Below are 9,868 nucleotides of genomic sequence, written 5' to 3' on the forward strand. Positions count from 1 at the left end.
TGTGCCTCTTTCCCCGGAGGCGATGCTTCGCATCTGTCCGGGCTACGGGTTCGCCACCGTCTGCAATCCGGTAGCCCGGGTAAGGCGTTTACGCCGCGACCCGGGAAGGCAACAACCCACAATCCCCTACCCCAGATACTCAATCACCGACAGCCCGCCGTTATAGTCGGTGCTGTAAATTATTCCCTGCGCGTCGACGAACACGTCGCAGGACTGGATCACCCGCGGGCGACCGGGGCGGGTATCCATCATTTTCGCCGGCGCGGCGGGCACCAGCGCCCCGGTTTCCACCGGCCGATAAGGGTTGGAAATATCGTAAGCGCGAACGCCCGCGTTCTGATAAGTGGCGAAAATCAGCGTTGAGCTGACAAAGCTGCCGGGACGATTCTCATGCAGGTTATGCGGGCCAAAGTGCGCCCCTTTCGCCACGTAGTCAGCTTCGTCCGGCTGCGGGAAAGTGGCGATACTCACCGGATTCGTCGGGTCGCGAATGTCGAACAGCCAGATCAGCTTCTCGCCATCCTGCTGGTTATCCAGCACCGCCTCATCAAGCACCACCAGCAGATCCCGATCCGGGAGCGGCAGCGCGGTGTGGGTGCCGCCGCCAAACGGCGGGCTCCAGTTACGGTGGCTAATCAGCTTCGGCTGAGTGCGGTCCTGCACATCGAGCAGGGTCAGGCCGCCGTCGCGCCAGCTGCCGTAGGCGGTGTCGCCGGCGATAATCGCATGATGAAGGGCATAGCGCTTGCCTTCCGGCCACTGCGCGGTCTCCCCCGCCGCCTGGTTCATCCCCGGCAGCCACCAGCGCCCGGCGACCTCCGGCTTGCGCGGGTCGGCCAGGTCGATAGTCAGGAAAATGTAGTCGCTAAAGCCGTCAATCAGCGCGGAAACGTAGGCCCAGCGTCCGCCGACGTACCAGATTCGGTGGATACCGATGCCGTTAAGCGACAGAAAGGCGATCTCTCGCGGTTTATCCGGAGTGGAAATATCAAAAATCCGCAGCCCGGCGCTCCAGCCCCTATCCCGTACGTCGCTGACCGTCTCGCCCACCGAACGGGTGTAGTAAACCTTCTCGTCGGCGAAGCGGGCATCGGCGAACAGATCCCGGGCGTTGATCACCAGCAGCAGATCGTCGTGCGCCTGTAAATGGACGTTCCAGGTACCGGGCGGCGCGGCGATGTAGTTGACCGTTTGCGGATGTTTAGGGTCGCGCACGTCCACCACGGAAAAGCCCTGCGAGACCATATGGCCGATATAGGCAAAACCACGATGGACCATCAGCTGAACGCCGTCCGGGCGTCCTCCCTGATCGCTATGCCCGATCAGCCGCATATTGCGGCTGTATTCTGGTGTTGGCAAAACACTCATTTGTTTTTCGCTTCCAGGGTAGCGAACCACGGGGCGATAAAGTCTTCGGTCTGGCCCCAGCCCGGGATAATTTTACCCAGCGAGGCGACGTTAACCGCCCCCGGCTGCGCCGCCAGCAGCGCCTGCGGGATCGCCGCCGCCTTAAAGTCGTAGGTCGCAGGCGTCGGTTCCCCGGCAATCTTATTGGCGATCAGGCGCACGTTGGTGGCGCCGATAAGCTTAGGATCCACCGCTACGCTCACCTTCCACGGGCTGCCGGATTCGCGCATCAGCTGCAGATCCTGGTTGGAAATGTCGATGCTGTAGAGTTTGATCTCGGTGCGGCCGTTCTCTTTCAGCGCTTTATAGGCGCCCTGGCTGAAGGCGTCCCAGGTTCCCCAGATGGCATCAATTTTACCTTTCGGGTATTTCGCCAGGATCGCGCCGACCTTGTTGGCGGTATCGCCCTGCACGTCGGAAGAGACCGCGCCGATGGATTCCAGCTCTTTGATGCCGGGGTTTTGTTTAAGCAGCGTCTGGTAGGCCGCCTGGCGACGCTCCATCGGCGGGAAACCCGCAACCCACAGTTTGACGATATTGGCTTTGCCGTTGAAATCTTTCACCAGCTGGCCAAAGGAGAGCTCGGTCAGCGAAGCATCATCCTGCTGGGTGACGGTGACGCCCGGGATCTGGCCGTTTACCGCGGTATCAAAGACCGAGACTTTGATCCCGGCGTCCACCGCTTTTTTCACCAGCGCGGTGGCGTAGGGGTCGCGCCCCTGAGAAAGGATAATGCCGTCGTATTTCTGGCTAATCGCCTGGTTAACGAAGTCCTGGAATTTGGCGTCATCACCGTTGCTGAGGAAGGTACTGATTTTAAAGCCGAGCTTTTTCCCCTCCTGGATCGCTCCGGAGACAAACTGAGTGGTGTTATCGTCCGAGCCCAGGTTGCGGATCACCGCAATGCGAATCGGCCCGCTGTGTTCAGCAATGGCAGCCGGAAGCGGCGTCGGGGTTTCAGCAAAGGCCGCTGCAGCGTTGAACAACCCCAGCGCGATGAGTGAAAATGTTATCTTTTTCATAGTGTTTCCTTTTTGTTACCCTAAATAATTCGAATTGCAGGACGGCGGCAAGTAAACGAATCCCGATGAGCTTACATAAGTAAGTGATTCGGGTGAGTGAACGCAGCCAACACACCTGCAATTTGAAGAATGACGGGTAAAATTTTAGATGCGGCGCTGAAAATAAGTCAGTGCGAGCGCGCCAGCCAGCACCAGCCCTTTAATAATATCCATCGCGTAATAGGGCACCGAGAGCATCACCAGGCCGTTGGAAAGCACGCCTAAAATGACCGCCCCCACCAGCGTACCGAGCGCGTTCGGCTTACCGGAACCGGCCAGCGAGAAGCCAATCCACGCCGCCGCCACCGCATCCATCAGGTAGCCGCCGCCGGCGTTCACCTGCGATGAGCCGATGCGCGACGCCAGCAGAATGCCGCCGAGCCCCGCCAGCAGAGAGGCAATGACGTACGCCGCCACTTTGTAACGGGTGATGCGCAGGCCGGAGAGGCGCGCCGCTTCCGGGTTGCCGCCGATGGCGTACATCCGCCGTCCGTGGGTGGTAAAAGAGAGCGCCAGCTGAGCGATAACGGTCACCACCAGCATAATGATCACTATCGTTGGCACCTGCCCCAGCGAACCGAACGCCGCCGGAATCACGCCTTCCGCCATATCGCCGCTCGGTAGCACCATGTTTTCGGTGATCGACCCGCCGTAGCTGTAGGTCATCGCCACGCCCTGAATCACGAACAGGCTGGCAAGCGTCGCCAGCATGTCGGGAATACGCAGGATCACGATCAGAAACGCGTTAAACAGCCCCACTAAGGTGCAGAGCGCGAGGGTGATAAGGATCGCCTCGGTGGTGCCGAAGCCGTGCCAGACAAACAGTGAAATCACCAGCGCATTGGCCAGCGAGGCGGTGGAGCCCACGGACAAATCGAAACCGCCGATGGTCAGGGATATCGATACGCCGATGGCGATCACCGTCACGATGGCGATGGAACGCAGGATGTTGATGATGTTAAACGGGTCGAGGAAGTTGTCCGACGCCAGGCCAAAAACGGCGATCAGCAGGACGACGGTCAGCAACATGCCCCATTTGTAGAGAAAATCGAAAAATCGCTGACGGCCCGATACCGTCGCGTTAACTGCCAGGGCCTTACTCACGCTGCTGCTCCTCCGGTGGAGTAATAAAGAATGTTCTCTTCCCGGGCCTCTGCGCCCGGAATTTCCGCCACGATGCGCCCGTCCCACAGCACGCAGATGCGATCGCACAGGCCGACCAGTTCGGCGAACTCGCCCGAGGCGTAAATCACCCCTTTGCCTTCCCGCGCCAGGCCGTCGATCGCGTTGAATAAATCCGTTTTGGCTTTGACGTCGACCCCTTTGGTCGGCTCATCGAAAATCAGGACGTTGGCGTTGCCGCGCAGCCATTTGCCTATCGCCACTTTTTGCTGATTGCCGCCGGAGAGCCGGCGCAGGGTTTGCGCCGGACCCGATGTCCGAATGCCCACCCGGGCAATCACCTCTTCCGCCCAGCGCCAGGCCTGACGATGGCCAAACAGGCTCCAGCGGGAGAAGCTGCTATCGGCGCTGACCGCCAGGTTCATCGCCACCGGCTCTTCGATAAAAATGCCCTCTTTGCGCCGCTCTTCCGGCACCAGCGCCAGACCGCGCGCCACCGAGTCCGCCGGGTCGCGCGGTCGCCACGGCTGGCTGTTCAGTTCGCCGCGGGTCAAACGGCTTTTGCTGGCGCCAAACAGCGCCTTGCACAGCTCGGTTTTCCCGGCGCCCGCCAGCCCGGCGATCCCCAGAATCTCTCCCTTGCGCAGACGCAACGAGATATCCTGCAGCAGCCCTTCGTCGTGCAGCCCTTCAACCTGTAGCAGCACCTCATCGCTATGCGGCGGCCGCTTCGGCGGAAAGATATCGCTCAGCTCATGCCCGAGCATCTTCTCGACGATCTGCTCGCCGCTCAGGTCGGCCATCGGCCCGCTCTCAATCAGCCGGCCGTCGCGCAGCACCGTCAGGGTGTCGCAGACCGCTTTTAATTCATGAATGCGGTGCGAGATAAACACGATACCAATGCCCTGCCGCTGCAGGCGGCGAACCACCGCAAACAGGCGCTCGCTTTCGTTTTGGTCCAGCGGCGCGGTCGGTTCATCGAGGATAAGAAAGCGGCAGTGATGCGACAGCGCGCGGGCCAGCAGGATTTGCTGTTTTTCCGCCAGCGTACAGCTGTCGATGGAGCGGCGTACGTCGAGGCTGACGTCAAGCTGAGCCAGCGCCTCGCGCGCCAGCTGGCGCAGCCGCCCCCAGCGGAAGGCGATCCCCGGCTCCGCCAGCCTGTCGAGCATGATGTTTTCCGCGATGCTCAGGCCCGGGACCAGCGCCACGTCAACCTCCTGCTGCACCAGATGGATCCCCAGCAGTTTGGCATCGCGCGGCGAGCGAATGCTTACCGACTGGTTGTTAATCACCACCTCGCCTTCGTAATGGGCGTGCGTGCCGCACAGCACCGCCATGAGCGTGGACTTACCCGCGCCGTTGGCGCCGGTCAGCGCATGCACCGATCCCCCCGTCAGGGTGAAAGCCACGTTGCTGAGCGCCCGAAAGCCGGAAAAGGCCAGGCTAATATTTTGCATCTCAAGGCGATTGCCGGTCATCCCCTGCACCCTGTCGATTAATGTTCTGATTTAACGAATTTTTCATAGCTCTCCTTGACTGACAAATGCATAAAAGGCATAAGATAAAGCGAAATAATATTAGCCATCCGGATGTCCAGACATAACATCGGGTTAGCGAAACAGCACAAGGACAGCATTGATGAGTCACAGCGATATCCGCGTGGTCCCCGGCCCCGCCAACTACTATTCCCATCCCGGCAGCCTTGCCCGGCTGCAGGATTTTTACAGCGATGAACAGCTTTCACGCGCGGTGTGGGTTTACGGCGAGCGGGCTATCGCGGGCGCGCAGGCTTTCCTGCCGGCAGCGTTTAACGCGCCTGGCGCCAAAAAAATATTATTTAAAGGCCACTGCAGCGAAAGCGACGTCAGCGAGCTGGCCCGCGCATCCGGCGACGATCGGTCGGTGGTGATTGGCGTGGGCGGCGGCGCGCTGCTCGATACCGCGAAGGCGCTGGCCCGTCGCCTCGGCCTGCCGGTGGTGGTCATCCCCACCATCGCCGCTACCTGCGCGGCGTGGACGCCACTGTCGGTGTGGTATAACGATGCCGGTCAGGCGCTGCAGTTCGAGATTTTCGACGACGCCAACTTCCTGGTGCTGGTGGAGCCGCACATTATTCTTAACGCGCCGGCGGAATACCTGCTGGCGGGCATCGGCGATACGCTGGCGAAATGGTATGAAGCGGTGGTGCTGGCTCCGCAGCCGGAGACGCTGCCGCTCACCGTGCGCCTGGGTATCAACGGCGCGCTGGCGATCCGCGATGTGCTGCTGGAAAGCAGCGAAACGGCGCTGGCCGACCAGCAGCGCGGCGAGCTGACCCAGGCTTTTCGCGACGTGGTGGATGCGATCATCGCCGGCGGCGGTATGGTCGGCGGGCTGGGCGAGCGCTATACCCGCGTCGCCGCCGCCCATGCCGTGCATAACGGGCTGACGGTGCTGCCGCAGACCGAGAAGTATCTTCACGGGACCAAAGTCGCCTACGGCATTCTGGTCCAGAGCGCCCTGCTCGGCCAGGACGAGGTGCTGGCGCAGCTGGTGCAGGCGTATCAGCGCTTTAACCTGCCGACCACGCTGGCGGCGCTGGAGGTGAATATCAAGAATCGCGAACAGCTGGATCAGGTAATTGCCCATACCCTGCGCCCGGTGGAGTCCATCCATTTTCTGCCGGTTGAACTGAACGCCGAAACCCTGCGCGCGGCGTTTGAAAAGGTCGAACGTTTCGTCGGTTAATCTCCGTTTTATTCGCCTCTGCCGCCCGGCGGAGGCGCTTTCGAGCCGCCTCGCAAAGCTGATTTTTCTGCCTTCGCCAGAAGACGATTCTGCGTTAGGGTACCCTCATAAGAAAGTAACAAAATTATCTTATAAACTTATTATTTTCTTATGTTCAACTGAGGTGTACAGTGGAGGTACATAGCATGCTCATCTGGTCAAAAGTGGCAAAAAAGGAACTGGCAAATATCGATTATCGCTATCAGCAGAGAATCAAAAGCAGGCTAGCTGATTTAGGTGACCGTACGGCTCCTCGGCCCGATGTCAGAAAGTTATCTAAACCAGAGAATCATTACCGTCTTCGGGTAGGGGATTATCGGGTCATTTTCACACGTCAGGGGCTGACGCTGAGCGACCTGTTTATCGTGTCCGTTAAGCGCAGAACCTCAACAACCTATTTGCATGAGGAGAATATGCCATATGGCTGTTCAGATAATTAAGGATGATGAAGGGAAAGCGCAGTACGCGGTGATCCCCTACAACGAATACTTCCATATGTGTTTGCAGCTAGCCGAGCTGGATGATGAAACGGAAGCCGATCTTGAAGATATTCCGGTAGAACACGATATCTACGACAACGTGATGCTGCCGGGTGACGTCTGCGACATCATGGATAAAGAGAAAGTCAGCCTGCAGGCGGCGTGGCGCATTTTGCGTGGCCTGTCGCAGCAGGAGGTGGCCGATAAGCTCGGAATTAGCCAGTCGGCGGTTTCCCAGCTAGAAGCTATCGACTCCCGCCCGCAAAAGCGCACCCGCGAAAAGCTGGCGGCCATTTACGGCTGCACGCAGGAGCAGATCAGCCTGTATCTGCCGAAAGAGGGTTAACAGCACTTCGCGCCGCCTTTACCGCCGTAGCGCGCGTCCTGACGCTCGCGGAAAAACTCTTCATAGGTCATCGGCGTTTGCTCGGGGTGGGTCGCGCGGATGTGCTCCACGTAGTTGTCGTAATCCGGGACGCCGATCATCATTTTCGCCGCCTGGCCTAAATATTTTCCTGCTTTCGAAAGGGTATCAAACATTTTCAACTCTCATAATCGCCCCCCCTTCTTTCAAAGAGGGGCGATAACGTGATGGCTTAGTGAGCGCGTTTCGCCTGGGTCACCAGGCTATCGGCATCGGCAGGCATCGCCTGGTACGGGGTCTCTTTCGCCGTCGGTTTGTCCTCTTTCAGCGCCGCCAGCGCGGTCTTAATCGAGAACAGCGCCAGCACCACAACCACCACCATAAAGAAGATGGTCAGCCCGGCATCCAGACGGTTGTTAAACACCAGCTGCGCCAGCTGCGACTCGGTGTACTGCGGCGGAATATTTCCGCTGTCGATCATCGCCTGGAACTTGTTGGCAATCGCCAGGAAGCCGACTTTGGTGTCGGTGCTGAACGACTTTTGCCAGCCCGCGGTCAGGGTACAAATCAGCAGCCATGAGGTCGGCAGCAGCGCGACCCATGCATAGCGCTGGCGCTTCATCTTAAACAGTACCACCGCGCACAGCATCAGCGCCATCCCCGCCAGCATCTGGTTAGCAATACCAAACAGCGGCCACAGCGTGTTGATGCCGCCGAGCGGGTCAACCACGCCCTGATGCAGGAAGTAGCCCCAGGCCAGCACGCACAGCGCCGTGGCGAGAAGGTTCGCCGGCAGCGAGCTGGTTTGCTTCAGGCCGGGGCTTATCACCCCCAGCAGATCCTGCAGCATAAAGCGCGCCGCGCGCGTACCGGCATCCACCGCGGTCAGGATAAACAGCGCCTCGAACAGAATGGCGAAGTGATACCAGAAGGAGACATCCATCAGGCCGCCCAGCGAACCGTGCAGAATGTAGGCCATGCCTACCGCCAGCGTCGGCGCGCCGCCCGCGCGGGAGATAATCGACTGCTCTCCCACTTCGTGAGCGATCTGGTTAAGGGTATCCGGCGTCACGGTAAAGCCCCAGCTGCTCACCACCTGCGCCGCCGACGCCACCACATCGGTCACGCCCGCCGGAGCCAGCACCGCCATCGGGCTATTCATCGCGAAATAGACGCCCGGGTCGATAATACAGGCCGCCACCAGCGCCATAATCGCCACGAAGGACTCCATCAGCATGCCGCCGTAGCCGATAAAGCAGGCCTGGCCTTCATTGGCCAGCATTTTCGGCGTGGTGCCGGAGGCGATCAGGGCATGGAAGCCGGAAACCGCGCCGCAGGCGATGGTAATAAACAGGAACGGGAACAGGCTGCCGCTCCACACCGGGCCGGTGCCATCGATAAATTTGGTCAGCGCCGGCATCGTCAGCGTTGGACGCATGATCAGGATACCGATCGCCAGGCCGACGATGGTGCCGATTTTCAGGAAGGTAGAGAGGTAGTCGCGCGGCGCCAGCAGCAGCCAGACCGGCAGCACGGCGGCGATAAAGCCGTAGCCCACCAGAATCCAGGTGAGCTGCACGCCGGTATAATCAAACCACGGCGCCCAGGTCGGGCTTTCCGCCACCCAGCCGCCGGAAATGATGGCGAACACCAGCATCACCAGGCCAATCACCGACACTTCGCCAATGCGCCCAGGGCGCAGATAGCGAATATAGATCCCCATGAAAATCGCCAGCGGGATGGTAAAGGCTACGGTGTAAGTCCCCCACGGGCTGTGGGTCAGCGCTTTCACCACGATCATCGCCAGTACCGCGAGGATAATCACCATGATCATAAAGCAGGCCACCAGCGCCAGTACGCCGGCGGTCGGGCCCATTTCCTCTTTCACCAGTTCGCCGAGCGAACGTCCGTCGCGGCGAGTGGAGACGAACAGCACCATAAAGTCCTGTACCGCCCCGGCCAGCACCACGCCCGCGAGAATCCAGATCATTCCCGGCAGGTAGCCCATTTGCGCCGCCAGCACCGGGCCGACCAGCGGCCCCGCGCCGGCAATGGCCGCAAAATGGTGGCCGAACAGCACTTTTTTGTCGGTCGGAACGTAGTCGAGGCCGTCGTTGTGACGCACCGCCGGGGTCATGCGCGTCGGGTCGACCGCCAGTACATTTTTAGCGATATACAGGCCGTAGAAGCGATAGGCGATCAGATAGACGCAGACTGCCGCGACGACAATCCACAGCGCGTTGATCTGTTCACCCCGGTTTAGCGCGATATAGCCCAGGGCAAAGGCTCCGATAACGGAGAGCAGTGTCCAGATGAGGTATTTCCCTGAATTATTCATCATTGTGTTCCACAGGTAGGGTAATCAGGATGTTACAAGTTGTTTCTAGAACACAATGGAAGTTTTAACAACTTTGAAACGTTGCAGATGTCGCCTGACGGCAAGGATTTATCTCACATTGCAAGCGAGATCACTTCTGGCAGGAAAATGGATGAAAACGGGGAGGGATAATCTGTCACTGCATCGCATCCTGTTTCCCCGGAGGCGGCGCTTGACGCGCCTGTCCGGGCTACCGGTCCGCAGACGATGGTGAACCCGTAGCCCGGGTAAGCGCAGCGCGACCCGGGAAGAAGCCGCACCGATGCATTCATCCCGGCGTATCCCCGGG

The 9,868-nt window shown here is 59.7% G+C and carries 9 protein-coding genes; 3 read left to right on the forward strand and 6 right to left on the reverse strand.

The features are described 5' to 3' along the window. Window positions 1-126 precede the first annotated feature (126 nt). From ACESQ2_RS19915 to ACESQ2_RS19930, 4 genes are all read right to left on the reverse strand, one after another. Complete coding sequence (locus ACESQ2_RS19915; RefSeq protein ID WP_004848703.1) at window positions 127-1,368, reverse strand: LVIVD repeat-containing protein; 1,242 nt, start codon at window positions 1,366-1,368, stop codon at window positions 127-129. Next, a complete protein-coding gene (locus tag ACESQ2_RS19920; protein ID WP_014228368.1) occupies window positions 1,365-2,429 on the reverse strand; it encodes a sugar ABC transporter substrate-binding protein in 1,065 nt (354 codons plus the stop codon). Before ACESQ2_RS19920 ends, ACESQ2_RS19915 begins: the two co-directional genes overlap by 4 nt. A 144-nt stretch (window positions 2,430-2,573) precedes the next feature. Next, entirely contained in the window at window positions 2,574-3,572 is a 999-nt protein-coding gene (locus tag ACESQ2_RS19925) for an ABC transporter permease (protein WP_014228367.1), read from the reverse strand. After that, window positions 3,569-5,071: a sugar ABC transporter ATP-binding protein gene (locus ACESQ2_RS19930; RefSeq protein ID WP_049071011.1), complete on the reverse strand. Its 1,503-nt coding sequence runs from the start codon at window positions 5,069-5,071 to the stop codon at window positions 3,569-3,571. The genes ACESQ2_RS19925 and ACESQ2_RS19930 overlap by 4 nt, the downstream gene beginning before the upstream one ends. A gap of 160 nt (window positions 5,072-5,231) precedes the next feature. Here ACESQ2_RS19930 and ACESQ2_RS19935 point away from each other — a divergent pair, with 160 nt between their 5' ends. The 3 genes from ACESQ2_RS19935 to ACESQ2_RS19945 all read left to right on the forward strand — a co-directional run bounded on the left by ACESQ2_RS19935 (window position 5,232) and on the right by ACESQ2_RS19945 (window position 7,184). Continuing rightward, complete coding sequence (locus tag ACESQ2_RS19935; RefSeq protein ID WP_373171146.1) at window positions 5,232-6,320, forward strand: oxidoreductase; 1,089 nt, start codon at window positions 5,232-5,234, stop codon at window positions 6,318-6,320. Window positions 6,321-6,505: 185 nt separating this feature from the next. Then, window positions 6,506-6,799: a type II toxin-antitoxin system RelE/ParE family toxin gene (locus ACESQ2_RS19940; RefSeq protein ID WP_071889425.1), complete on the forward strand. Its 294-nt coding sequence runs from the start codon at window positions 6,506-6,508 to the stop codon at window positions 6,797-6,799. Further along, window positions 6,780-7,184: a helix-turn-helix domain-containing protein gene (locus ACESQ2_RS19945; RefSeq protein WP_373171148.1), complete on the forward strand. Its 405-nt coding sequence runs from the start codon at window positions 6,780-6,782 to the stop codon at window positions 7,182-7,184. The genes ACESQ2_RS19940 and ACESQ2_RS19945 overlap by 20 nt, the downstream gene beginning before the upstream one ends. Here ACESQ2_RS19945 and ACESQ2_RS19950 read toward each other — a convergent pair. Next, window positions 7,181-7,378, reverse strand: coding sequence for a YbdD/YjiX family protein (locus tag ACESQ2_RS19950; protein WP_004130340.1), 198 nt, complete (start codon window positions 7,376-7,378; stop codon window positions 7,181-7,183). The genes ACESQ2_RS19945 and ACESQ2_RS19950 overlap by 4 nt on opposite strands. A gap of 56 nt (window positions 7,379-7,434) precedes the next feature. Next, on the reverse strand, window positions 7,435-9,540 hold the full coding sequence (gene cstA / locus ACESQ2_RS19955) for a pyruvate/proton symporter CstA (RefSeq protein WP_004135432.1): 2,106 nt from the start codon (window positions 9,538-9,540) through the stop codon (window positions 7,435-7,437). Window positions 9,541-9,868: the final 328 nt, after the last annotated feature.

Source organism: Klebsiella sp. Q11 (assembly GCF_964241505.1).
GTDB classification, from domain to species: domain Bacteria; phylum Pseudomonadota; class Gammaproteobacteria; order Enterobacterales; family Enterobacteriaceae; genus Klebsiella; species Klebsiella michiganensis.